Below are 23,331 nucleotides of genomic sequence, written 5' to 3'. Positions count from 1 at the left end.
GGGAATCAGCACCTTGCCCTCCGGCAGGCCGACGTCGGCGAAGAGCGTCCATTCGTGGGCGTGCCGTGGGTTGGCCGCCTCGAACGACAGGCCGGCAGGGGGGCGGCGAGCACCAGGTCGAGGATGTCGGCCAGGGGTACGTCACGCGTGTGCGGTCCCTCGTAGTTGCCCCAACAAAGGTGCAGCCGGAGGTCGCTCTCCGGGACGTCGCGGGTGGCGTGGTCGAGTGCCTCGAGGTGGAGGGCGACCCGGCCACGGAAGTCCTCGAGCGACTCGCCATCACGGTGGCGCCCCGCTGCGAGGTCCGGGCAGTCGAGTTGGAGGACGAACCCCGCGCGGTGGATCTCGTCGTACTCCGCCTTCATCGCCTCGGCGAGCGCGAAGAGGTACGCCTCATCGCTGGGATAGTGCTGGTTGTCCAGGAATAGCGCGACCACTCCGGGCGAAGCGGCCGTCATGAACGCGTCGGCATCGACCGAAGCCCTCGACCACATCCGCGACGTCCACGCCGACGCGATCGGTGCCGCACGTCTCCGGATGCCGGCCGGGGCCGGATCACCAGGTCAGCGACAATCAGGTGGGTACGACTGGACATGGCCGCCCGGGGCGCCGCGCCACCTTGCGTTCGTCCAGTGGCAGCTCAGCTGGTACGTCGTCGACTTCCTCGGGGCCGGCGACCTCCAACGGCTCAAGCGCTGCGCCGAGTGCCGCTGGATCTTCCTCGACGAGAGCCGGAACAACAGCCGGCGCTGGTGCAGCATGAAGGGCTGCGGCGCCCGCGCGAAGATGCGCCGCTACCGTGCCGGCCACGCCCGCACCGCCCCACGACCGTGAGCCTCAGGTCCGTACGCCGCAGAACCAATGCCTCAGGACCATCGGCCCACGGGATCCCCGGAGCATGAGCACCAGGTCCGGGACGCGGTAACCGCCGTAGCGCCGCGGTTCAGAGCTTCTCCAGCGGTGCGTACCGCAGGAGGAACCGCTTCACCCCACCCGACCCGAAGTCAACCGTCGCCTCGGCGTTGTCGCCCTGTCCCGCTGTCGCCACCACCGACCCCATGCCGAACGTGTCGTGCACAACCCGGTCGCCCGCCGCCACGGAGATGACCGGCTTCTGGCCTGGGCGCCGCGCCTGCCTCTCCGCCCGGCGCGCGGTCGCCGACTGTGAGCTCCACGACGTGTGGTCGACCTCCGTACGCCGCCACTCGACGAGTTCTGCGGGGACCTCGTCGAGGAAGCGAGACCCGGGATTCTGCTGCGGTGCACCCCACGCGCTGCGCACCACCGCACGGGAGACGTAGAGCCGCTGGCGGGCCCGGGTGATGCCGACGTAGGCGAGCCGACGTTCCTCCTCCAACTCCTTCGCGTCACTCTGCGACCGGGAGTGTGGGAACACGCCGTCCTCCAGGCCCGTGAGGAACACCACGGGGAACTCCAGCCCCTTCGCCGTGTGCAGGGTCATCAGCGTGACGACCCCGCCGTCGTCTGTCCCCTCGCCCCCGTTGTCGGGGATCTGGTCGGCGTCGGCGACGAGCGAGACCCGCTCGAGGAAGTCGGCCAGGGTCGCCGGCGTGTCCTCGGACTCGGCGGCCTCGGAGAACTCACGGGCCACCGCGACGAGCTCGGCCAGGTTCTCGACCCGCGTCTCGTCCTGCGGATCGCCGGACACCTCCAGCTCGTGGAGGTAGCCGGTCTTGGCGAGCACCTGCTCGAGAATGTCGGCAGGCGGCTGGCCCTCGGCGAGGGCATCGGACAACTCGTCGACGATGCCGACGAACGCCTTGATGGCGTTGGCCGAACGGGTCGCCAGGTCGCCGATCTCGTCGACCTGGCGCAGCGCCTGCCAGAAGGTGATCCGCTTCCGCTGGGAGAATGCCTCGACCGCCGCTTCGGCACGGTCGCCGATCCCACGCTTGGGGACGTTGAGGATCCGGCGCAGCGACACGGTGTCCTCGGGATTGGCGAGCAACCTGAGGTAGGCGAGGGCGTCGCGGACCTCACGGCGTTCGTAGAACCGCACACCGCCGACGACCTTGTACGGAAGGCCGACCCGGATGAAGATCTCCTCGAACACCCGGCTCTGTGCGTTCGTACGGTAGAAGACGGCGACGTCCCTCGGCCTGGCGGCCTTCTCGTCACCGAGCCGGTCGATCTCCTCCGCGACGAACTGCGCCTCGTCGTGTTCGTCCTCGGCGACGTAGCCGACGATCGGGGCACCGTCGCCGGCGTCGGACCAGAGGTTCTTGGGTTTTCGGCCGGCATTGCGGCTGATGACGGCGTTGGCGGCGGAGAGGATCGTCTGGGTGGAGCGGTAGTTCTGTTCGAGCAGGATCACCTTGGCATCGGGGAAGTCCTCCTCGAACGCCAGGATGTTGCGGATCGTCGCTCCGCGGAATCCGTAGATCGACTGGTCGGCGTCGCCGACGACCATGAGCTCGCCGTGCGGACTGTCGTCCTCGCCATCGGAGCTGGTCAGCTCACGGACGAGGGCGTACTGCGCGTGGTTGGTGTCCTGGTATTCGTCGACCAGCACGTGCGCGAAGCGCCGCCGATAGTGCTCGCGCACCTCCGGGAACGCCTGCATCAGATGGACGGTCGTCATGATCAGGTCGTCGAAGTCCAGCGCGCTCGACTCACCGAGGCGGCGTTGGTAGAGCTCGTAGCACTCGGCGAACGTCTTCTCCAGATGGGTGTGCGCGCCGCGCGCGGCCTCTTCGTGGTCGATGAGCTCGTTCTTGAGGTTGGACACCCAGTTGAGGACGGCGCGCGGGTTGTAGCGCTTGGGATCGAGATCGAGGTCGCGACAGACCAGCGTCATCAGCCGCCGCGAGTCGGCGTCGTCATAGATCGAGAACGACGAGGACAGGCCGAACCGCTTGATCTCGCGCCGCAGGATGCGGACGCAGGCGGAGTGGAAGGTCGAGACCCACATGTACGAAGCGGCACGCTGGCCGACCAGCGCGGCCACCCGCTCCCGCATTTCGCCAGCCGCCTTGTTGGTGAAGGTGATCGCGAGGATGGCGCTGGGGCGGGCGTTGCGCTCGGCCAGGAGCCAGGCGATCCGGCGGGTCAGCACCCGGGTCTTGCCCGAACCCGCGCCAGCGACCACCAGCAGCGGGTGCTTCTCGTGCAGGACGGCGGCCCGCTGGGACGGGTTGAGTCCCTCGAGGATCTCCTCAGGTTCCAGGTGCCGGGGCGGCTGCCGCTCGCCACCGTCAGTCGCACCGTCCGTTGTCGTGCCGTGCGATGTCGTGCCGTGCGATGTCGTGCCGTGCGATGTCGTGCCGTCCGATGCGCTGTCGGATGGCGCGCCACCGTCACGTTGGACAGCGTCCGGTGCGCCGTCATCATGCGCGGCGTCGGACGGGGTACCGGGTGCGGCGGCGGTGTCGGGCAAGGCCAGCTGGTCTTCTGCAGAGAGAGCACTCATCTTGACGCCCAGCCTACGATCTGGCGCCGACAGTCCACACCGGACAGGCCCGGACATCACGCCCCGAAGGTTCGATATGCCCGCTCGCCCGCCACACGGGACGACCGTTCATGATCATGCGTGGGAAACGAAGGCTTCTCGGGCCGAGAAAGGCCACCATCCCACGCATGATCATGAACCGGCCAAGGGCTACGCGTGTTCGTCGGGCTTCTCCCAGAAGTACGTCTCGGGGTCGTAGACCGCGGGCGACGGCAGGATCCACGGGTTGACCCACCCACCGAGAGCGAGGTTCTCCCGGGTGGGAACGTTCTTCAGCCCGTCGCGGACCAGCACGATGCGCGGGTAGTTGGCGACCACGCCATAGAAGAACGGCCCGTCCTCGATGTGGATCTTCTGGATCTCCCACATCAGGGCGACCCGCTTCATCCGGTCGGGCTCGACCCTGGCCTGGGCGTAGAGCTTCCACAGCCGGTCGATCGGGTCACCCTCCTCGGGCAGGATCCACGGCGGGGTCCGCTCCCAGGGATCGGTGTCCGCCTGCTGCTCGAGCTTCTTCGGGTCACCCGTCTGCATGATGAACGCCTGGCCGTGCAACGGCGCCCAGTGCCCCGTCTCGACCGGTATCACCCAGCCCGGATAGATCAGCGGCGAGCAGTCGCCGACCTCCCACGCAGTCGTGGTCATCAGCTCGCCGCGTCCCCAGGTCTCGCCGAACGCCTCCGGCGCCACCGGCGTCAACTTGGTGGCGACACCCACGGCATCCCAGTCGCGCTTGTAGCGGTTGTTCTTCTGGATGTGTTCGTTCGTCGCATCCGCGGGATAGTCGAGGGAGATCTGCAATTTGGCACCGCTCGGCAACTCCCGCTTGCCGTCGCCGTCCTTGTCGACGACGCCCAGCTCGTCGAGCATCGACTTCGCCTTCTCGATGTCGTACGTGACGTAGGCGTCGCGCCACTTGACGTAGTTGCTCTTGGCCTCGTCGTTGAGGGTGAACATCTCGCCCTTAGGGCTGAGAGTTCCCGTCGTGAGCTCGCCAGTGGCGAAGTAGATCGACTTGCGGATGTCCTTCCGGTCGATCGCGAACGACAGGGCTTGCCGGAACTTCGGGTTGCGGATCAGCTCCCGCATCTCCTTGTCCGGGTAGTCGTAGTTGAAGAACACGATGGAACCGGTGCCGGAGCCGCTGTCCCACAGGTTGACGCGGATGCCGGTGCGGTCCTCGGTCTGCTTGAACCCGGAGATGTCCTCCAGAACCAGCCCGTGGTGACCGCCGTGCACGTAGTCGACCTTGCCCTCGGACATCTGCAGCTTCTGCACCTCGTCGTCGATGACGACGCTGAACTGCACCTCGTCGATGTAGGGGAGCTGCTTGCCCTCCTTGTCGACGCACCAGTAGTAGGGGTTGCGTTCGAAGAGGACGCTCCGCCCGTCCTGGTAGCTCTTCAGCATCCACCCCGTCATCGTGGGGCAGTCGGGGTTGGTGCCGAAGTTGCCCTTGGCCTCGTGCTCGAGGTACCAGTCCTCCTTGGTGATCTCCTTGTTGTACGTCGGGTGGAACTGCTGAAGGTAGTGCTTCGGCTGCATCCACAGCGGCCCGATGGAACCCTCCTGGGCCGGGCTGTTCACCCATGCCGCCAGGCGTTCCGGCGTGATTGGGGCAGGAGCGTCGAACGTCAGGGTGAGGGTCGTCTCGTCAGGCGCGGCGACCTTCGCCACGGTCCCCTTGCCCGAGCGGACGTCGTCGGGTGGGTCGACCCCGGTGTAGTCGTCGTTGTTCACCATGTCGTCCCACCAGTACATGATGTCCGCGGTGGTCCATGGCTCGCCGTCCGACCACTTCAGTCCCTTGCGGAAGTGGAAGACCCACTCGGTCGCGTCTTCGTTGGACTCCCAGCTCTCGACGAGCCCGGGACCGATGTCCAGGCCATCGTTGAGGAAGCGCAGGAACGACCGCCCGTACATGTACTCCTTGATCGCGGAGCTGTAGCTCTCGGCCATGATCATCCGGAGCCGCCCACCGTAGTTGCCCGACGCCACCCAGCGGTGGGGAATGACGTACGGCGCCTCCGGGAGCCGTTCATCGATCGACGGCAGGTCGCCCGCCTTGACGCGGGCGGCGAGCGTGGGCGCTTCCTTGAACGATGAGGGGGGCGCGAGCGGTTTGGTCTCCGAACCCTTCGCCTTCGACGCGGGCCCAGCAGCTGGCGCCTCGCCGGAGCCGCCGCCGGACCCCGAGTCCGAACAGCTGGCGAGCATGATCGAGCCGGCGGCGATCGCCGAGCCGTAAAGGAACCCCCGCCGGTCAATGCCGTTACTGTGCGCCATTGGTTGGTTTCTCCTCGAGAGAGCAATGCTGACATTCGGAGCTGTCGTCCGAGCTTTGCACGACCAGCAAGGTCCTCGCGGCGTTGGGGACGGCCAGCTTCGGAAGGCTTCGGCCGGCGGAAAGCGGGCGTACGCACTCGTGGCGTGGATCAGCCGCTGTTCCGGGAGATGGCCACTAGCGGCCATCTCCGGGAGGTCGGCTGGCGCCGGGCAGGCCGGCTCGCCTAGGTCATGTCAGCAGGGCATGGCCTCGAACGCGTAGCCCTTCTCGATGAGTTGGGGCATCAGCCGTTCCAGCGCGGTGACGGTCTGCGACCGGTCGCCGCCGCCGTCGTGGAACAGCACGATGGCCCCCGGAGCCACGCCCTTGAGGACGCGTTCCTCGATCTTGTCGGCCCCAGGGCGGTCCCAGTCCTTCGGGTCCACGTGCCAGAGCACGACTTCCTGGCGCAGCTCGGCAGCGATGGCGCGTACGTCGTCGTTGATGGCGCCGTAGGGCGGGCGGAAGCATCGCGAGGCGGGTCCCTTCTGTAATTCCTCGCGGGCGTCCTCGTCGGAAAGGCTTGGCAGCGACTTGTGGTCGTGCGTGTGATTTCCGATCGTGTGACCCGCGGCCCGGATCTGCTTCACGATGTCCGGATTGGCGTTACTGGCATCACCGAGTGCGAAAAAGGTGGCAGGCGCCTTGTACTTCGCCAGGATCCGCAGAATCTGCGGTGTGTATTTCACATTCGGTCCGTCATCAAAGGTGAGGAACATGATTTTGGCGCTGGTGTCCTCGATCCGATCGACCCGCTGGGCGACCGGTCCCGGCTTCGGGGTCGGACTGGCGGTTCCTGGTGTCGGCGAGACACTCGGTGACGCGGACGTGGTTGGTGAAGGCGAGCTGCCGGGAGAGCCAGTCGCGTTGGGCGAAGCGCTGCTGGTGGCCTGCTGCGTGGCGCTGGGCACCGTCGCGCTGGGGGTTGCCGTGGCGGATGGCGTCGTACTGGATGGCGTGGCCACGGGGGTGAGCGTGGCCCTCGCCACCGCGGTGCGACCAGGTAGGGCGCTGGGCCGCACCGACGGCGCACGCGTGGCGGTCGGCGTCGACGTGGCGCCTTCGCGTGCGTCCGAGTTCGCGCAGTTCGCCGCAAAAAAGCCAAGGAGCATGCCAAGGAGAAGGATGAGCAGGCCTCGTACGATTGACGGAATTCGCAGTGGCGACACGCCCATCACTCCCCCACATTCGGCGCCAAGAGATATCTCCCGTCGTGCAGACATCGGAAAACGTCTCGTCCGAGGAATTGCGACGGATGGCAAATCAATTTCCGGAGTGGGATTTCGCCCTTTCTGCGTTCGCTGGAAACTATTCGGAACGTCCCGTGCAGCTGGCCCGTCCTGGGCGCAATTTGGCGGGTCGGGTAGGTTCCTGCGGTGATGCCTGATCTACTGCCCGACCATGAGGTCTCCCGGGTCCTCGTTGTCGTCGCACACCCCGACGACGTCGACTTCGGCGCGGCCGGGACCGTCGCACACTGGACCGACGCCGGTCACGAGGTCGTCTACTGCGTGTGCACCGACGGCCAGAGCGGCGGCTTCGACCTCGACATCCCGCGCGCCGAGATGGGCGCGATCCGCCGTGGCGAGCAGGAGGCGGCCGCCGCCGCCGTGGGGGTGACCGACGTACGCTTCCTCGGTTTCGTCGACGGCGAGCTCGAGGCAGACCGCGAACTCGTCCGGTCACTCACCCGCCTCATCCGCGAACTCCAGCCGCAGCGAGTGATGTGCCCCAGCCCCGAGCGCGACTGGGCGATCCTGCCGCGCAGCCATCCTGATCACCTCGCCGCCGGAGAGGCGGCCATCCGGGCGGTGTACCCAGCCGCACGGAATCCGTTCGCCTTCCCCGACCTCGCCGAGGAAGGGCTCGAGCCGTGGACTGTCCGCGAGGTGTGGCTGTCGGGCCATCCCGAGAGCAACCATGTGGTGGATGTGACAGACACGGTCGACCGGAAGATCACCGCACTGCTCGCCCACAAGAGCCAGCATCCCGACCCGGACGCGTTGCCCCTCCGGGTGCGCGAGTGGCTTGGCGCCAACGCGGTGCGCGCCGGGCTTCCCGAGGGTCGCCTCGCCGAGGACTTCTTCGTCGTCTCGACCGGCTGACCACCGGCTCGCTGGGCCAGGTTCAGCGCAGCCAGGTTTGGGAGGCAGGTCAGGGCGTCACGTTCAGGACGTCACGTCGGCGGCGTCAGGTCCAGAAGACGGCGACGGCGACGTTGACGAGCGTGAGTGCGGTGAGAGCGAAGAACAGCCCGTTGGAGATTGTGGGCTTCTTGCGGTTGAGCCAGGCCAGCACCGTGATGACGAGGACGACGAGCAGCTTGACGCCGATCTTGGCGTTGTCGACCGGGTGAGCCGGGTCGTCGAGTCCCTCGAGTACGCCGACCAGAAGCAGGCCGGACACCAACTGCGTCAGCGCGCCGTGCAGGATCGCGGCAAGGATCCGGCGTTCTGGCCCCTTCATCTGGACCAGCAACCCGCCCAGCAGACTCGCCAGACCCACGAAGTGGATGAACACCAGCACCTGGCGCAGGATCTCCATGGAACCGCACCCCTGCCTCTCGTCGGACCCGCCATGCTCGCACTACTACGTCTGGTAGTACGTACGCCTGTCGATCATAGCGAGGGCAGCCATCTTCTGGATGAGGGGTCCCCCGTGCCGTTACCCCTCACCTACCAGGGGACCGGCGCCCACCAGAACCAGACGTTCAGCCCCTGCGGCCTCACACCAGGCGGCGGTCGGTGGCCAAGCGGGTCAGCTCATAGGAGCCAGGCGTTCAGCGCCGGCGCCTTCACACCAGGCGGCGGTCGGTCGCCCAGCGGGTCAGCTCGTAACGGTTGGACAGCTGCAGCTTCCGCAGCACGGACGAGACGTGTGTTTCCACGGTCTTCACCGAGATGAAGAGTTCCTTCGCGACTTCCTTGTACGCATAGCCGCGCGCGATCAGGCGCAGCACCTCGCGTTCGCGCTGGGTCAGCCGGTCGAGTTCCTCGTCGATGCTGCCCGGGTCGACCGCGCCGGCGAACGCGTCGAGCACGAATCCCGCCAGCCGCGGTGAGAAGACCGCGTCGCCGTCGGCGATCCGGCGTACGCCATCGATGATCTCATCCCCGGTGATGGTCTTGGTGACGTAACCGCGTGCGCCCGCCCGGATCACCCCGATCACGTCCTCCGGGGCGTCGGACACGCTCAGCGCGAGAAACCGGACGTCGGGCTCGGCCGCCAGCACCTGCCGGCAGACCTCGGCCCCACCGCCGCCGGGAAGGTGGACGTCGAGCAGGACCACCTCCGGCTTCGTCGCGAGGATCACCTTGACCGCCGCGTCGACATCGCCGGCCTCCCCCACGATGTCGACCGCGGCACCGATCTCGGTGCGTACGCCCGTGCGGAACATCGCGTGGTCGTCGACGAGTACGATCCGGCGCCGGTTGTCAGGGTTGGTCGTCACGAGGTCATCCTTTCAAAGCCTGAACAGGATCATGGTTGTTCACGGTGGCCGCTCTACCCGGCACCAGGACCAGAACCCGAGCCAGAGCCAGAACCCGAACCAGAGCTCGAGTCAGAGTTGGCGGCGGCCTGGTCGACCAGGAGGTGCACCTCGGTTCCCTCACCGGGTGTGCTCCTGATGTCGGCCTTGCCGCCGTGGCGTTCCATGCGTTCGTAGATGCTGCGACGGACACCGAGTCGGTCCGCACCCACATGTTCCGGATCGAACCCGACCCCGCGGTCGCGGACGAAGACCTCCACCCGTGCCGGCTCCACCTCGGCGTAGACGTCGATCCGCGGCGCGCCCGAGTGCTTGGCGGCGTTGACCATCGCCTCCCGGGCGGCGCGGACGACGGCTGTCAGCGTCGGGTTCATCTGGGCGTCGCCGACCATGACCACCTCGACCGGGATCTCGTGGTGGTCCTCGACCTCGGCTCCCGCCCGGCGCAGCTCGCTGCGCAAGGTCGCGTCGGCGTCCTCCTGTTCGCCGTAGAGCCACTGCCGAAGGTCGCGCTCCTGGGCACGCGCCAGGCGTACGACGGCACGCTGGTCATGTGCCTGCTTCTGGATCAACGCGAGCGTCTGCAGGACCGAGTCGTGAAGGTGCGCGGCCATGTCGGCGCGTTCCTGCGAACGGATGCGTACCCTCCGCTCCTCGGACAGGTCTCCAGCCAGCCGCCACACCCACGGGCCGACGATCAGGCCGACCCCGATACCGGCGCCGAGGACGGCAAGCAGAGCCGCGTTGACCTCGTTCATGCCGCCGACGGAGGCGAGTCCCCACGACAGGGCAGCGATGACGAGAGCGAGCCCGACGACGGTACGGAGAACCATGACCCAGCCGCGGGTACTGACGAGCGGCCACATCCACTTCCAGCGCGGTGGGGCGGAGGCGGTCCACCGGGCACGCTGGGACTCGTCGGCCTGCCGCCACAGCAGCGCGAGGCCGACACCGCCCAGGATGAGCGGCCAGAACACCTGGGCCGAGACCCCGCCGAGGTGCGGGTAGATCGCGATGATGCCGATCGCCAGGACTGCGATCGACACCAACTGACCGGTGTCCTGGCGTCTCTTACCAGGTGCACGCTCGCGACGGAGCCCCTTGCGGGTGGCCGCCGCGACACCGGCCGGCTGCGTGGTCTCCTCGACCGCGGGCTCCTGAGGGAGTACGACCCAGAGCGCGGCGTACAGCAACAGGCCGAAGCCGCCGACCGCTGTCAGCGCGACCAGGCCCAGGCGTACGTGCAGGAGCTGAAGTCCCAGGTGATCGGCCAGCCCGGCGGCAACTCCGCCCAGAACTTTCCCGTCGGCACGCCGGTAGCAGCGGGGAGCGGTGCTCCGCGCCGCGGCGACCGGTGGCGTACCGACTGGTGCGCCTCGTGCGTCGGTGAAGATCGTGGCCTCCTGGGGCGTACGGGCCGACTTGCCCGGGTATCGTCGGGCGGCGCCGGTGGACGCCGAGCGCGCGGCAACGCGCCCGGCTGTCCTCCTTGATGGTCACACGAGAAGTGCTGCTGAGCCACCGGGACAGGCCCCACGCTTCACCCCAGGCGGCCCGGGGGTAAAGCCCAGGGTCATCCCGGATGGCGCCGCCACCCAACGGCCCGGAGGATCGGGGTATGCCTGCCACCACGCCGCCCGCGGGATCCGGATGGCCCGACGATCAGTCCCCCTCGCCCAGCGCTGGCGCAGAGACAGGCGCTGGCGCTGAGTCAGGCAACAAGACAGGCACCGACACGGGCGCTGAGTCAGGCACCGACCCGGGTGCTCCCGCGGGGTCAGGGACAGGCACCGGAAGGGGGCAGGACCAGCTCCGGGCTGAGCTCCGTTCACTTCGCCGGGCGCGCGACGGCCGGCTCCTCGCGGGCGTCTGCGCAGGGCTCGGTCCTCGGCTCCAGATCGACCCGGTCGTCCTGCGGGTGGTCGGCGTCATCCTGGCGCTTTTCGGTGGTGTCGGCGTCCTGCTGTATGCGGCGGGTTGGCTGCTCGTGCCGGACGACGGCGAGGACCTGTCGATCCTCGAACAACAGCTCGGCCGGCGCCGCAACGGCGCACCGGACAACGCGATCGTCGTCGGTGGTCTGGTCATCCTGGGCCTCGTGATCTTCAGCGTTCCCTGGTGGGGGTTTCCGTGGCACGTCCCGGTTCTGCTCGTGTTGAGTGTGCTCGGCCTGTACGCCCTGATCCGCCGCAACGCCGAGCAGGACGGCGGCGGCGCAGCACCGTCAGACCGGCCGGGAGAACCTGGCGGCTCCGGCGGGACGTTCCCACCCGGAACCGCAGCCGGCGCCGGCACCTCGGGTGCGTCCGGCGGCACGGGTGACATCACCTCTCCTCCTGCGGCCACCGAACCAGCGCGCTCGACGTGGGACCACACCAAGCCGCTGGACGTCGCCGACCCGGGCTCCTCCGTGCCCACGAGTGCGGCCGATGCTCCTCCTGGTTCCTGGCGTACGGCCGAACCCGCTCCCGCGTCCTTCTGGAATCAGCCGGACCCCCTGGGCCTGGAGATCCAGGACGTCGAACTGGCCCAACCACCGGAGAACTGGACGCCCCCGCCCGCGACTCCCCCGCGCCAGGTCAGGTCCACGGCGGTCCGCAGCGACGGCGAGCGGAAGCGGTCGTGGCTCTTAGCCGGGACGATGGCGGCCGCGCTCCTGCTGGTGATGGTGCTCGCGCTCGCCGACCAGCAGGAGGACGTCCCGCTCGGTGCCTACATCGCCGGTCCGCTCGGTGTGGTCGGTCTCGGCTTGATCCTGGGCGCGTGGTTCGGCCGCACCAGAGCGTTGATCGCCTCCGGTGTCGTCCTCGCCCTGGCGCTGCCTGCGGCCAGCCTGGCCGACCGGTGGCCTGGCGAGGCGGTGGACCTGACCCTGCATCCGACGTCCGTCAGTGCGATTCAGGGCAGCTACGAGTACGGCGTCGGTGAGCTGGTCATCGATCTCAGTGCGGTGCCCTTCCGCGATGGGCAACACGTCGAGTCCTCCATCGACGTCGGCGTCGGCGACGTCCTCGTCGTCGTACCCCCGGATGTCGACGTGATCTTCAAGGGCGACGTCGGGCTCGGTGAGATCTCGCTGTTCGGTCGCGCCCTCCCACCCGAGCCCGTGGCGCCTCGGCCACCGCGCGCCCCCGCGGCTCCAGGAGAACGTGACGCGGTCGGTGAGCTGGGCGACGCGGCCGAAGGAGGAACGAGGGAGTTCGACGCGGGTTCGTCGGAGGGGTTCGGTGTCTCCCGGGAGATCATTGATCGAGGCGACGACGGACCCGGAGGTGGTGAACTCGTGCTGAACATCGACGTCGGTGTGGGCCATGTGGGGGTGCATCGTGGGGAGTAAGCCTCCGGCCGGGAGGCATCCGGCCAACATCGCCGCCCTCGTCGCCGGCCTGGTGTGCTGCGGCCTCGCGCTGGGCTGGTTGCTGCTCCAAAGTGGCGCGCTCCGTGTCACTGACCTTGGCTGGCTGCTGCCTGTCGTCCTGATCGGCGCCGGGGGCGTCGGCGTCGCCATGTCGCTGCAGCGCAACCGTCGCCAACCCTCACGACGCCCCCCGACACGCGTCGGGGACAACCGTAGGGCGTGATCAGGACACTCCCGGATGGCCGTTCACGCTCAGATCGAGGAGGCTTGAGCCATGAACGAGACGACTCCGTTGCGAAAAGACTCCTTTCCCCCACTCAAGAAACTCGTCCGCACGAGGGACGAACGCATGGTCGCCGGTGTCTGCGGCGGTCTCGCGAAGTACGCCGGCATCGACCCGGTGCTGGTCCGGCTCGGGATGGTCGCGCTGGTGATCTTCGGTGGAGCGGGGCTGCTGCTCTACCTGGCCGGCTGGATCATCATCCCCGAGGAAGACGCCTGACCGGTCACGCCGTACCGGCGGTGGTCAGAACCATGGCAGTGCTCACGCAGGACCGATCCACGACGACGGGCTCTCAGACGGACGCCGGATGGGAGACCGGCTGGAGGATCCGGCCGGAGGCATCGGCCGGAGCTACGACTGGTCCCGGCAACGACCAGCGCCTCGCTCCTATCCGCGTCCGTGCGGGAGCGTCCATCCGGTGGGGTCGGGTCCCTTGGGCACCACACCGGTCGGGTTGATCTGGTGATGGGTGAGGTAGTAATGCCGCTTGATCTGGTCGAAGTCGACCGTCTCACCGATGCCCGGGGTCTGGTACAGATCCCGGGCGTACGCCCACAACACCGGTTGCTCGGTCAGCTTGTTCCGGTTGCACTTGAAGTGGTTGTGGTACACGGCGTCGAAGCGGACCAGCGTCGTGAAGAGCCGGATGTCCGCCTCGGTCAACCGGCTGCCGTCGCCACAGAGGTAGCGCTGGTTGCGTAGCCGGTCCTCGAGCCAGTCGAGCCGGGCGAAGAGCGTGTCGAAGGCTCTTTCGTACGCCCGCTGTGAACTGGCGAAGCCGCATTTGTAGACGCCGTTGTTTACGTCGTCGTAGATGGCGGCGGCCACCTGGTCGATCTCCTCGCGCAGGTCCTCCGGATAGAGGTCGGGGGCCCCCGGCCGGTGGAAGTCCTTCCACTGCGTGGAGAAGTCCAGGGTGATCTGCGGGAAGTCGTTGGTGACGACGGTGCCGGAGGGTACGTCGATCAGGCAGGGAACAGTGACCCGTCCCTCGAACGTGGGGTCCGTCCGGTGGTACGCCTCCGCCAGGAACTCGATGTCGAGCACCGGGTCCCGGCCGCCGGCGTCACGTGTGAACCGCCAGCCGCGCTCGTCGCGGATCGGATCGACGGTCGCGAGCGAGATGGCGTCGTCAAGGCCGAGCAGCTGACGCACGATGACCGCGCGGTGCGCCCACGGGCAGGCCCGGGACCAGACCAGGCGGTAGCGGTCCGGCTCGGCGGACCATCCTGACGAGGCATCGGTGGTGACCCGGTCGGTGAACCGGTTGGCCTGGCGTACGAACTCGCCGCGTTTCCCGGTCTCCTTCGGCAACTGCGCCGCCGTCGCGGGCCTGGACTCGTTCGCGGGTACGGGTTCGCCCGCGGGTGCGGGTTCGTTCGCGGGCTGCCGTGGTGCCTGGGATTCCGCCATGCGTCCAGTGTTGCGCACCCTTCCCCGTGGAGGTCGCGGGCGTGGCGAGCGGCGCGGCCGGCATCAAGGCAGCAGCTGGGCGACGGTGATGCCCGGCGTCTGAGGGGCTCCCGAACCCATGGCGGCCAGCGCCGACGGTATCCCGGCCAGGTCGATCCGCCGGCCGACGAGACGCTCGGGCCGTACCTGACCGGCCTCGATGAGGGCGAGCATCGCGGGATAGTCGTGGGCCGGGAGCCCGTGACTGCCAAGGATCTCGAGCTCGTACGCGATCACCCGGTCCATGGGTATCCCCGCCGGTCCGAGCGGCATGAGACCCACCTGCACGTGGCGTCCGCGGCGACGCAGGCCAAGTATCGACGCGGTACAGGTCTCGCGGATCCCGAGGCAGTCGAGCGAGACGTCTGGGCCACCCTCCGTCGCCTCGCGGACCGCGGCCGCCACGTCCTCCCCGACCACGCCCTCCCTCGCCACGTCCTCCCTCGCCACGTCCTCCTCCGTCACGGCGTCCCTCGCGGCATCTACGGTGGCCACCGCACCGAGTTCGCGAGCAAGAGCCAACGCCGCCGGTGACACGTCCACCGCTACTACTCGGGCGCCAGCGGCGACAGCGATCATCACGGCCGACAACCCGGCGCCGCCGCAACCGTGCACGGCAACCCAGTCCCCGCCCGTCACCCGACCCTGGCGAAGCACAGCCCGGAACGCCGTGCCGAACCGGCAGCCGAGGCAGGCACCGACCGCCAACGCCAGCGAATCCGGGAGCGCGACGAGATTGACGTCGGCATGCTCGATGCGTACCAGATCGGCGAACGAACCCCAGTGGGTGAACCCGGGCTGGCTCTGATGTCGGCACACCTGCTGGTTCCCCGCCGCACACTCCGCGCAGGTCCCGCACGCGCACACAAAGGGAACCGTCACCCGCTGGCCGACCCGCCACCGGCGTACGGACGCACCCACCGCAGCCACCGTCCCGGCCAGTTCGTGGCCACCGACGTGCGGAAGTGCGACGTCCGGGTCATGTCCCTGCCAGGCGTGCCAGTCGCTGCGGCACACACCGGTGGCCGCCACCTGGATCACCGCGTCGTCAGGCCCCGGAGTCGGGTCGGGGACCTCGCGAACCTCAGGACTCGCGCCGAACTCGTCGTACCAGACCGCCCTCATCCTCGGCCCGCCCGCCACCGAGGGTCGCCACGAGGGTCATCCATGCACGGCGCAATCCCGCACGATGCACGCCCCACCGTGCCGCGTCATTCCCATTCGATGGTGCCGGGCGGCTTGCTGGTGATGTCGAGGACGACGCGGTTCACCTCGCGTACCTCGTTCGTGATCCGGGTGGAAATCCGTTCGAGCAGGTCGTACGGCAGACGCGCCCAGTCGGCGGTCATGGCGTCCTCGCTGGTCACGGGGCGCAGCACGATGGGGTGACCGTAGGTCCGCTGGTCACCCTGGACACCCACCGATCGGACGTCGGCCAGCAGCACCACCGGGAACTGCCAGATGTCGCGGTCGAGCCCGGCCGCCGTCAGCTCCTCGCGGGCGATCGCGTCTGCCGCCCGCAGGATCTCCAGTCGTTCCTTCGTCACGGCGCCGACCACCCGGATCGCGAGGCCGGGCCCCGGGAACGGCTGCCGCCACACGATCTCCGCCGGCAGGCCCAGCTGCTCGCCGACCTGGCGTACCTCGTCCTTGAACAACGCCCGGAAGGGCTCCACGAGCGAGAACTCCAGGTCGTCCGGGAGCCCGCCGACGTTGTGGTGGGACTTGATGGTCGCCGCGCCCTCGCCACCGCCGGACTCCACGACGTCGGGGTAGAGCGTCCCCTGCACGAGGAAGTCGACAGCCTCGCCGTGGGCACCGGCTTCGGCGACAACCTCGCGGGCGGCCTGCTCGAAGACCCGGATGTACTCACGGCCGATGATCTTGCGCTTGGCTTCGGGGTCGTCGACACCGGCGAGCGCGTCGAGGAACTGCTCGGCGGCGTCGACCACCTTGAGCTTCACTCCCGTGGCCGCGACGAAGTCGCTTTCGACCTGCGCGGCCTCACCCTTGCGCAGCAGCCCGAGGTCGACGAACACGCAGGTGAGCTGATCACCGATGGCCCGCTGCACCAGCGCCGCGGCGACCGAGGAGTCGACGCCACCGGACATCGCACAGATCGCCCGCTTGTCGCCGATCTGGGCGCGTACGGCGTCGACGGTCTCCTCGACGATGTTGACCATCGTCCAGGTGGGACGGCATCCCGCGATGTCGTAGAGGAACCGCTGCAGCACCTGCTGGCCGTGCTCGGAGTGCAGGACCTCTGGGTGCCACTGCACACCGGCCAGCCTGCGCTCGGAGTCTTCGAACGCCGCGACCCGCGCACCGTCCGAGGACGCCGCGAGGGTGAAGCCGGCGGGCGGGCGTACGACCTCGTCGCCGTGGGACATCCATGCGCGGAACTGCGCGGGCACGTCGGCGAGCAGGGCGCCGGTCCGGGGTTCGTGGGCGGTGACGAGGGTGCGCCCGAACTCCGACCGCCCGGTCTTCGCCACCTCGCCGCCCAACGCCTGCGCCATGGCCATGAAGCCGTAGCAGATGCCGAACGCGGGTACGCCCGCCGCGAACAGCTCCGGGTCCACCTGTGGCGCGCCCTCGGCGTAGACCGACTGCGGCCCGCCGGAGAGGATGATCGCCTTCGGGCGCCTGGCGAGGAGCTGCGCGACCGGCGTGGTGTGCGGGACGATCTCGGAATAGACGCGGGCCTCACGGACCCGGCGAGCGATGAGCTGGGCGTACTGCGCGCCGTAGTCGACGACGAGAACGAGATCGTGGTCGGTCACGATGACCCTTCGGAAATGGCCGTGCCCAATTGGGTGTGCGAGTGGGTGTGCCGGCCTGCTTTACTGGCCCGGATCTGACCGCTCCGAGTTTAGTCGGGCACATATCCCATCCTGCGGCTGCCCGAACCGTCCGGCGCGGCGGACCAGCCGAGTCGCCCGAACCGCCCGGCGCGGCGGAGCAGCCGAGTACGCCCCTGTCCGCCCCGATCCGGGAGGAATTGCCATGGCCGCGAGCCTGTCCCCGGTCCAACTCGCCGAGGCCCATGTGCGGGCGCTCTTCCGTGCCACCGGCGACGGCCTCCTCGCCGAGACCAACGAGACGGCGCCCGCGAAAGCACCCAGGGTCTTCGTCGCCCGAAGCAGAGCCGGCACCCTCTGCCACCCTCGCCACGACCTCCACCCGGCGCTCGCCGCCGAGTTGCGCCGACTCGCTCGCGACCTTCCACCGTTGTCGGATCCGACCGGAGATCCGGAGATCTACGCCGCCCTCAGGTCCGCCGTCGAGGAGGACGGGCCGATCACGAACCGGTGGCACGGACCGGCGTACGCCTTCGACGGTCCCGCTCTGGAGCCGCACCCCGATGTCGTGGAGATCCGGGAAGAACGCGACCTGTTCGTCGGCCATCCGTTCGAGGACTTCCGGACCGATCTCGACCACCATCGCCCGCTCTTCGCGGTCGTCCGTGACGGCAGGGTCGTGGCCGCCGGGTTCAGCTCGCGCACGACCAAGCGGGAGGCCGAAGCCGGGGTCAACACGCACGTCGACCACCGGGGCCAGGGCCTCGGAGCGGCCGTCGTCAACGCCTGGCGCCTCGCGATCGAGGGTTCGGGGCGGGTGCCGCTCTACAGCACCTCGTACGACAACCTCAGCTCGCAGGCGGTGACCCGGCGCCTCGGCCTTCGGCAGTACGCCGAGAGCTACTGGCTGGCCTAGTAGCACCCTCACGGCCTGTCCGGACGATCAGTACGCCCTTGTGTGAGGGGAGCCCTCATCCAGAGGTTTCGGCGGGATGAGAGGTCCCCTCACACGAACCCATTGGCGCAGGGGCGCCCTCATCCGAAAGGCCGCCGGCTCAGGGCGCCCTCATCCAAACGGCCGCCGGCGCAAGCCCGGCAGCCCGCCTCAGATGGCGTCCAACCGGATGCCTTCGGAAAAGCGGTGAACAATTGTTCGGGAGGGTCGTAACTCGACAGTCAGTTCAGTCGTTGGGAGGGCGACGGGGCATAGGTCGGCCTGTCCGGCCCGTTTCCGTCCGTACGACGGCAACCGCTCGCGGCCTCGCGGTGCCTCGTACGACCTAGTCAGGGCCCGGCTCCTCGCCTGCTGGAGCCGGGCCCTGCACATGCCTCTGCCTGCCCCACCCCGCGTGACCGTCCCACGTGACCGCCCCACCCCACGTGACCGCCCCACCCCACGTGACCGCCCCACCCCACGTGACCGCCCCACCCCACGTGACCGCCCCACCCCACGTGACCGCCCACCCCACGTGACCGCCCACCCCCGGCGTGATGATCGCCCGTCGTGCCCGCCTTGCCGAGCGACGACCTCCGGGGGAGGCAACCTGTTGCCCGCCCCGCCGGTCCGGTTCGCCCGGATCGGCCGCTGACCAGGGAAGATGCCGATCATCGACCTACGGAACCACACCAGTCCACGGAACGTCGCAGGACCATGATGCTTTCGGTTCTGCGACGCGGCCTACCCTGCGCCGCGGTCACGGGGGTCCTCGTCGTCGCACTGGCGGCATGCGGGACCGAGCAGGGGACATCACCGGACGCCCAGCCAACCGCCACCACCAGCCCCACCGAGTCGGGACCCGCGATGTCGCCCTCCACCCTCGTCCTGCACCGCACCGGCGGCATCGCCGGCTTCAACGACAAACTCACCGTCGAACCTGACGGCACGGTGACCCTGACGAGCCGGGGCAAGGAACCGATGACCTGCACGGTCAACCCCAAGACCAAGCAGCGGCTCGACGCGGCCGCCCAGCAGGCCAGCGAGTCTCCCGCGCCCAGGGCACGCAGCCGCGACGGCAAGAAGTGGGCGACTGCGACGCCCGACGAGCTCCAACTGTTCCTGGTCATCGGCGACCAGCAGGTCCAGTCGTCCGACCTCGGCGAGCAGGACCAGCACTATCGCGAACTGTTCTCGGTGATGAACGACATCCTGTCCTCCGCCGCCGCCGTCCGCGCCGGTAAGGACACCGGAGCGGGCTCCGCCTGCAGCTGACCTCCGCCCGGCAGCAAGCCCTACACGTGGAACGCGTGCCGGTGCGCGTGGGGAGTCGTACCCCTGCGACGGGCGAAGTGGTGTCGTAGCGTGTCGGCGCTGCCGAAGCCTGACCGTTCGGCCACGACGTCGACCGTGAGGTCGGAGGTCTCGAGCAGGAGTTCGGCGCGTTGGAGGCGCTGCTCCAACAGCCAGCGGTGGGGTGTCGTCCCCGTGGTCGTACGGAATCGGCGCGCGAAGTTGCGGACCGACATCCCCGCCCGGTCGGCGAGGGTCGCGACCGGCAGGTCACGGTCCAGGTGCTCCGCGGCCCAGTCGAGGACCTCCGCCATTCCCTCACCCGTGGGCGCGGCCGGCAGCGGCATCTCGACGTACTGCGCCTGGCCGCCCTCACGGTGCGCGGCCACCACCATCCGACGGGCGAGAGCGTTCGCCGTCCCTGACCCGTGCACTCGCCTGACGAGGTGCAGGCACGCGTCGATCCCCGCCGCCGCGCCCGCGCTGGTCAGGACCGGACCGTCGGTCACGTAGAGCACGTCCCTTTCGATGCGTACGCGCGGAAACCGACGTACCAACCGGTCGGCGAACTGCCAGTGCGTCGTCGCCCGGCGCCCGTCGAGCAGGCCCGCGCCGGCGAGGGCGAACGCGCCGCTGCAGACGGAGAGCAGGATGGCACCTCGGGCGTACGCGTCCTGCAGCGCGGTGGCGATGGCCGGGTCCAGCGGGGCGTCGAGGTCCGGCCACGCCGGGATGGCGACGAGGTCGGCCTCGGCGACCCGGCTCAGGTCGTGGGACACCTCGACGGCGAAGCCTGAGGTCGTGGGGACCAGCCCCGGGCGCGGGCCGCAGACGGCGAAGTCGTAGCCCGGCAGTCCGTCGTCGGACCGGTCGAGGCCGAAGACCTGACAGAGGATGCCGAGCTCGAATCCCGCGATACGCGAGCCGACCAACGCGGCGACGGACTCCACGCGAACCTTCGGACCGTTCGTCATCACGCTCCGCTTCACCGAGTGTGCGCAAACTGTAGGTTTTCCGCCGCAGAACCTACAGTTTGCGCACACTCGACCAGATCGCCCGGTTGCCTGCCCGTCCGCCGTTGCCCGGGAGGCCTTGCGGGGTTGGCCGAATGTTCCGGACCCCCGGCGTTCCAGCCAGTATCCCGCGCCGCCCACGCGGCCCGACACTGGGCGCCATGAACGACATCACCGCAATTCCGATACCCGGTCTGGCCTCCAGCGAGGTCGCCGTACCCGCCCCGGCCGAAGGCATACAGCGCTGGGCAGGTGCGCCGACGGCGATGCTGGACCCCGACGGCGCGACGCTGCTCACCTACCGGGTCCGGGACGCGGCCGGCGACCGCGTCGTCCTGGCCCGCTCCGACGACGGGGTCCGATTCGAAACCCTGACCGAGATGACGTCAAAGGCTCTGGGCGTGGCCATGGTCGAGCGGGCGGCTCTGGTGCGGACCGCGACCGGATGGCGGCTCTACCACTCCTGCGCCGAGCCGGGCACCAAAGCCTGGTGGATCGGGCTGCAGGAATCCCGCGACCTGGCGGGCTTGGCCACCGCGAGTCTGCGCCGCCTCGAGATGGAAGGTCCACTGGAGGCATTCAAGGATCCGATCGTCCGGCACAACGGAAGCGACTGGCAGGCGTGGGTCTGCCGCCACCCGCTCGACATCCCGGGCGCCGAGGACCGGATGTCGACGATCTACGCCACGTCCGACGACGGCATCAGCTGGCGGAACCACGGCACGATCCTGGCCGCCCGCCCTGGCGAGTGGGACGCGCGCGGCGCCCGGCTGACCACCGTGCTGCCGGACGGCCGCGCCTGTTACGACGGACGGGCGACGCCTGCGGAGAATTGGCTCGAACGTACGGGCCTCGCGGTCCCCACCGGCACTGGCGCGCAGTTGCGGGCGCTCGACGGCGGCCCGGTCGCCGACGTGCGTTATCTGGAGGTCCTCGCGCTGCCGAGCGGCGGTCATCGGCTCTACTACGAGGCCCGCCGCCGCGACGGGGCGCACGAGCTGCGGACGGAACTGCACAGCTGAGGCGAACGCTCGCCGATGTTGGCGTCGTGCTCGCCATCGCACTGGTGGTGGCGGTCAGTCGAACGAGGGCGGACAAGCCGCAGACACGCAGGCAGTCAGTCGACCAGGTGCGGGGCGATCGGACCGGTCCGGCGGAGAGCGCCCGGCGCGGCCGCCGGGACCACCGGCTGCCGGGGAGCCACCGGTTCGATGCGCACGTAGGAAGAACCGAGCGGCGGGCGGGGGTCGGCATCACCGCGGTTGGGCCACAACGCCATCGCCCGCTCCGCCTGCGCGGTGATCGTCAAGGACGGATTGACACCCAGGTTCGCCGACACCGACGCACCGTCGACCACGTGCAGGCCCGGATGGCCGAACACCCGGTGGTAGCCGTCGACGACCCCTGTCGCGGACGAGTCACCGATGACGCAGCCGCCGATGATGTGCGCCGTCAACGGGATGTTGGCGACCTCCCCGACCGTGCCGCCGGGGGTGCCGCCGATGCGGGTGGCGAGCCGGCGTACGACGTCGTTGGCGGCCGGGAGCCAGGTGGGATTGGGCCGGCCGTGGCCCTGCCGCGACGTGAGGCGTGATCCACGACCCAGCGGTCCACGTCGCAGGCTGACGGTCAGCGAGTTGTCGTAAGACTGCATCACCAGCGCGATGATGGTGCGTTCGGACCAGTGCCGCAGGTTGAACGTCCGCAGCCAGGCGACGGGATTCCGCGCCACGGTGCCCAGCCAGGTCGCCCAGCGCGGCCGGCGCCCACCGCCGTCGGTGAGCACGGTCTGCAGCATCCCCATGGCGTTGCTGCCCTTGCCGTAGCGCACGGGTTCGACGTGGGTGTGGGCATCGGGATGGAACGACGAGGTGATCGCGACGCCACGCGAGTAGTCGACGTCGCGGTGGTGTGCCACCGCCCCGACGATCGACTCGGAGTTCGTGCGCGTCAGGACGCCAAGCCTGGTTGACAGATTCGGCAACCAGCCTTCGGCCTTCATCTGGTGCAGGAGTTCCTGGGTGCCGAGTGCCCCCGCCGCGAACACCACCTGGTCCGCGGTGAACGTACGACGTTCCCTGCCGGCGCGCGGCCCCGTGCGTTCGGTGTCGACGGCGTAGCCACTCGCGGCGAGCGGGCGGACGGCGGTCACGGTCGTCAGCGGGTGGACGACGGCACCGGCGCGTTCGGCGAGGTAGAGGTAGTTGCGGGTCAGGGTGTTCTTCGCGTTGTGCCGGCAGCCGGTCATGCACTCACCGCACTCCAGGCAGGACCGCCGGCGCGGCCCGGCGCCACCGAAGTACGGGTCGTCGACCTCGGTGCCAGGTGGAGTGCCCGGTGCGCCGAAGAACACACCGACCGGCGTCGGCCCGAACGTCCCTCCGACCCCCATCTCCTCAGCCACGGCGCGCATCGCGACGTCCGACGGCGTGGTCGTCGGATTGGTCGTGACGCCGAGCATCCGCTTCGCCTGGTCGTAGTGGGGCGCGAGCTCGCTCCGCCAGTCGGTGAGGCCGCGCCACTGCGGGTCGTCGTAGAACTCGGCGAGCGGTTCGTAGAGCGTGTTGGCGTAGACGAGCGATCCCCCGCCGACGCCCGCACCGGAGAGGACGAGCACGTCGCGCAGCAGGATGATCCGTTGGATGCCGAGACAGCCGAGCCGTGGCGCGAACAGGAACCGCCGCAGCTCCCACGACGTCCGCGGAAGTGGTGCGGCCGGGCCACCGGCGGCGTCGGGTTCGTGGAACCGTGCGCCGGCCTCCAGCACGCCGACCCGGTAGCCCTTCTCGGTCAGCCGCAGGGCCGTCACGCTGCCGCCGAAGCCCGAGCCGATGACGAGGACGTCGTACCGGTCAGCCCCGTTCACCCGGTCAGCCCCGTTCACCCGGTCAGCGCCGTGCATCCCGCCAGCG

General features: G+C 69.2%; 19 protein-coding genes. 7 read left to right on the top strand and 12 right to left on the bottom strand.

Going from position 1 to position 23,331, the window contains the following annotated elements; translation table 11 throughout:
- Positions 1 to 5 precede the first annotated feature (5 nt).
- Complete coding sequence (locus ABNF93_RS06995; protein WP_349326864.1) at positions 6 to 458, bottom strand: uroporphyrinogen decarboxylase/cobalamine-independent methonine synthase family protein; 453 nt, start codon at positions 456 to 458, stop codon at positions 6 to 8.
- Between ABNF93_RS06995 and ABNF93_RS06990 the strand changes: the two genes are divergently transcribed.
- A complete protein-coding gene (locus tag ABNF93_RS06990) occupies positions 457 to 834 on the top strand; it encodes a CGNR zinc finger domain-containing protein (protein ID WP_349326862.1) in 378 nt (125 codons plus the stop codon). The genes ABNF93_RS06995 and ABNF93_RS06990 overlap by 2 nt on opposite strands.
- A gap of 109 nt (positions 835 to 943) precedes the next feature.
- Here ABNF93_RS06990 and pcrA read toward each other — a convergent pair whose 3' ends face one another.
- From pcrA to ABNF93_RS06975, 3 genes are all read right to left on the bottom strand, one after another.
- Positions 944 to 3,430, bottom strand: a complete 2,487-nt coding sequence (gene pcrA / locus ABNF93_RS06985) for a DNA helicase PcrA (RefSeq protein ID WP_349326860.1) — start codon at positions 3,428 to 3,430, stop codon at positions 944 to 946.
- A gap of 189 nt (positions 3,431 to 3,619) precedes the next feature.
- Positions 3,620 to 5,755 carry an ABC transporter substrate-binding protein gene (locus ABNF93_RS06980; protein WP_349326859.1) on the bottom strand — a complete coding sequence of 712 codons (2,136 nt, stop codon included), beginning with the start codon at positions 5,753 to 5,755 and terminating at the stop codon, positions 3,620 to 3,622.
- A 234-nt stretch (positions 5,756 to 5,989) separates the two neighbouring features.
- The gene (locus ABNF93_RS06975) at positions 5,990 to 6,907 is read right to left on the bottom strand and encodes a polysaccharide deacetylase family protein (protein WP_349326857.1); all 918 of its coding nucleotides are present in this window, start codon (positions 6,905 to 6,907) and stop codon (positions 5,990 to 5,992) included.
- Positions 6,908 to 7,174: 267 nt separating this feature from the next.
- Between ABNF93_RS06975 and ABNF93_RS06970 the strand changes: the two genes are divergently transcribed.
- A complete protein-coding gene (locus ABNF93_RS06970) occupies positions 7,175 to 7,900 on the top strand; it encodes a PIG-L deacetylase family protein (protein ID WP_349326856.1) in 726 nt (241 codons plus the stop codon).
- An 85-nt stretch (positions 7,901 to 7,985) separates the two neighbouring features.
- Here ABNF93_RS06970 and ABNF93_RS06965 read toward each other — a convergent pair whose 3' ends face one another.
- The 3 genes from ABNF93_RS06965 to ABNF93_RS06955 all read right to left on the bottom strand — a co-directional run bounded on the left by ABNF93_RS06965 (position 7,986) and on the right by ABNF93_RS06955 (position 10,679).
- Entirely contained in the window at positions 7,986 to 8,339 is a 354-nt protein-coding gene (locus tag ABNF93_RS06965) for a hypothetical protein (protein WP_349326854.1), read from the bottom strand.
- A 250-nt stretch (positions 8,340 to 8,589) separates the two neighbouring features.
- Positions 8,590 to 9,246 carry a LuxR C-terminal-related transcriptional regulator gene (locus ABNF93_RS06960; RefSeq protein ID WP_349326852.1) on the bottom strand — a complete coding sequence of 219 codons (657 nt, stop codon included), beginning with the start codon at positions 9,244 to 9,246 and terminating at the stop codon, positions 8,590 to 8,592.
- A 53-nt stretch (positions 9,247 to 9,299) separates the two neighbouring features.
- Positions 9,300 to 10,679, bottom strand: a complete 1,380-nt coding sequence (locus ABNF93_RS06955) for an ATP-binding protein (protein WP_349327327.1) — start codon at positions 10,677 to 10,679, stop codon at positions 9,300 to 9,302.
- A 224-nt stretch (positions 10,680 to 10,903) separates the two neighbouring features.
- Here ABNF93_RS06955 and ABNF93_RS06950 point away from each other — a divergent pair, with 224 nt between their 5' ends.
- Positions 10,904 to 12,622 (top strand): PspC domain-containing protein, encoded by a 1,719-nt coding sequence (locus ABNF93_RS06950; RefSeq protein WP_349326851.1) that lies wholly within the window; start codon positions 10,904 to 10,906, stop codon positions 12,620 to 12,622.
- A 295-nt stretch (positions 12,623 to 12,917) separates the two neighbouring features.
- Positions 12,918 to 13,145 carry a PspC domain-containing protein gene (locus tag ABNF93_RS06945; protein ID WP_349326849.1) on the top strand — a complete coding sequence of 76 codons (228 nt, stop codon included), beginning with the start codon at positions 12,918 to 12,920 and terminating at the stop codon, positions 13,143 to 13,145.
- 168 nt (positions 13,146 to 13,313) lie between these two features.
- On the opposite strand, the gene ABNF93_RS06940 is transcribed toward ABNF93_RS06945, so the two are convergent.
- The 3 genes from ABNF93_RS06940 to guaA all read right to left on the bottom strand — a co-directional run bounded on the left by ABNF93_RS06940 (position 13,314) and on the right by guaA (position 17,164).
- Complete coding sequence (locus ABNF93_RS06940; protein WP_349326848.1) at positions 13,314 to 14,339, bottom strand: glutathione S-transferase family protein; 1,026 nt, start codon at positions 14,337 to 14,339, stop codon at positions 13,314 to 13,316.
- Positions 14,340 to 14,402: 63 nt separating this feature from the next.
- A complete protein-coding gene (locus tag ABNF93_RS06935) occupies positions 14,403 to 15,503 on the bottom strand; it encodes a zinc-dependent alcohol dehydrogenase family protein (RefSeq protein ID WP_349326847.1) in 1,101 nt (366 codons plus the stop codon).
- 86 nt (positions 15,504 to 15,589) lie between these two features.
- Positions 15,590 to 17,164 carry a glutamine-hydrolyzing GMP synthase gene (gene guaA / locus ABNF93_RS06930; protein WP_502877558.1) on the bottom strand — a complete coding sequence of 525 codons (1,575 nt, stop codon included), beginning with the start codon at positions 17,162 to 17,164 and terminating at the stop codon, positions 15,590 to 15,592.
- Positions 17,165 to 17,384: 220 nt separating this feature from the next.
- On the opposite strand from guaA, the gene ABNF93_RS06925 reads away from it, so the two are divergent.
- Both ABNF93_RS06925 and ABNF93_RS06920 read left to right on the top strand, forming a co-directional pair.
- Positions 17,385 to 18,095 (top strand): GNAT family N-acetyltransferase, encoded by a 711-nt coding sequence (locus ABNF93_RS06925; RefSeq protein ID WP_349326844.1) that lies wholly within the window; start codon positions 17,385 to 17,387, stop codon positions 18,093 to 18,095.
- 735 nt (positions 18,096 to 18,830) lie between these two features.
- On the top strand, positions 18,831 to 19,388 hold the full coding sequence (locus ABNF93_RS06920; protein ID WP_349326842.1) for a hypothetical protein: 558 nt from the start codon (positions 18,831 to 18,833) through the stop codon (positions 19,386 to 19,388).
- Between the two features lie 20 nt (positions 19,389 to 19,408).
- Here ABNF93_RS06920 and ABNF93_RS06915 read toward each other — a convergent pair whose 3' ends face one another.
- The gene (locus ABNF93_RS06915) at positions 19,409 to 20,380 is read right to left on the bottom strand and encodes a helix-turn-helix domain-containing protein (protein ID WP_349326841.1); all 972 of its coding nucleotides are present in this window, start codon (positions 20,378 to 20,380) and stop codon (positions 19,409 to 19,411) included.
- A gap of 200 nt (positions 20,381 to 20,580) precedes the next feature.
- Between ABNF93_RS06915 and ABNF93_RS06910 the strand changes: the two genes are divergently transcribed.
- On the top strand, positions 20,581 to 21,441 hold the full coding sequence (locus ABNF93_RS06910; RefSeq protein ID WP_349326839.1) for a glycoside hydrolase family protein: 861 nt from the start codon (positions 20,581 to 20,583) through the stop codon (positions 21,439 to 21,441).
- Between the two features lie 95 nt (positions 21,442 to 21,536).
- Here the strand turns inward: ABNF93_RS06910 and ABNF93_RS06905 are convergent, their stop codons facing one another.
- A complete protein-coding gene (locus tag ABNF93_RS06905; RefSeq protein ID WP_349327326.1) occupies positions 21,537 to 23,321 on the bottom strand; it encodes a GMC oxidoreductase in 1,785 nt (594 codons plus the stop codon).
- Positions 23,322 to 23,331: the final 10 nt, after the last annotated feature.

Source organism: Actinopolymorpha sp. B9G3 (assembly GCF_040120725.1).
GTDB lineage: Bacteria > Actinomycetota > Actinomycetes > Propionibacteriales > Actinopolymorphaceae > Thermasporomyces.
Note: the sequence above shows the minus strand (reverse complement) of the source record. Positions and strands in the feature narration are given on the sequence as shown.

What these genes read in the sequence shown, in the direction of transcription:
- pcrA (WP_349326860.1), bottom strand. Translation starts at nt 3,430, where the DNA reads ATGAGTGCTCTCTCTGCAGAAGACCAGCTGGCCTTGCCCGACACCGCC.
- ABNF93_RS06970 (WP_349326856.1), top strand. Translation starts at nt 7,175, where the DNA reads ATGCCTGATCTACTGCCCGACCATGAGGTCTCCCGGGTCCTCGTTGTC.
- ABNF93_RS06920 (WP_349326842.1), top strand. Translation starts at nt 18,831, where the DNA reads ATGATGCTTTCGGTTCTGCGACGCGGCCTACCCTGCGCCGCGGTCACG.
- ABNF93_RS06935 (WP_349326847.1), bottom strand. Translation starts at nt 15,503, where the DNA reads ATGAGGGCGGTCTGGTACGACGAGTTCGGCGCGAGTCCTGAGGTTCGC.
- ABNF93_RS06975 (WP_349326857.1), bottom strand. Translation starts at nt 6,907, where the DNA reads ATGCTCCTTGGCTTTTTTGCGGCGAACTGCGCGAACTCGGACGCACGC.
- ABNF93_RS06905 (WP_349327326.1), bottom strand. Translation starts at nt 23,321, where the DNA reads ATGCACGGCGCTGACCGGGTGAACGGGGCTGACCGGGTGAACGGGGCT.
- ABNF93_RS06990 (WP_349326862.1), top strand. Translation starts at nt 457, where the DNA reads ATGAACGCGTCGGCATCGACCGAAGCCCTCGACCACATCCGCGACGTC.
- ABNF93_RS06925 (WP_349326844.1), top strand. Translation starts at nt 17,385, where the DNA reads ATGGCCGCGAGCCTGTCCCCGGTCCAACTCGCCGAGGCCCATGTGCGG.
- ABNF93_RS06915 (WP_349326841.1), bottom strand. Translation starts at nt 20,380, where the DNA reads ATGACGAACGGTCCGAAGGTTCGCGTGGAGTCCGTCGCCGCGTTGGTC.
- ABNF93_RS06910 (WP_349326839.1), top strand. Translation starts at nt 20,581, where the DNA reads ATGAACGACATCACCGCAATTCCGATACCCGGTCTGGCCTCCAGCGAG.
- ABNF93_RS06995 (WP_349326864.1), bottom strand. Translation starts at nt 458, where the DNA reads ATGACGGCCGCTTCGCCCGGAGTGGTCGCGCTATTCCTGGACAACCAG.
- ABNF93_RS06940 (WP_349326848.1), bottom strand. Translation starts at nt 14,339, where the DNA reads ATGGCGGAATCCCAGGCACCACGGCAGCCCGCGAACGAACCCGCACCC.
- ABNF93_RS06950 (WP_349326851.1), top strand. Translation starts at nt 10,904, where the DNA reads ATGCCTGCCACCACGCCGCCCGCGGGATCCGGATGGCCCGACGATCAG.
- ABNF93_RS06965 (WP_349326854.1), bottom strand. Translation starts at nt 8,339, where the DNA reads ATGGAGATCCTGCGCCAGGTGCTGGTGTTCATCCACTTCGTGGGTCTG.
- ABNF93_RS06980 (WP_349326859.1), bottom strand. Translation starts at nt 5,755, where the DNA reads ATGGCGCACAGTAACGGCATTGACCGGCGGGGGTTCCTTTACGGCTCG.
- ABNF93_RS06945 (WP_349326849.1), top strand. Translation starts at nt 12,918, where the DNA reads ATGAACGAGACGACTCCGTTGCGAAAAGACTCCTTTCCCCCACTCAAG.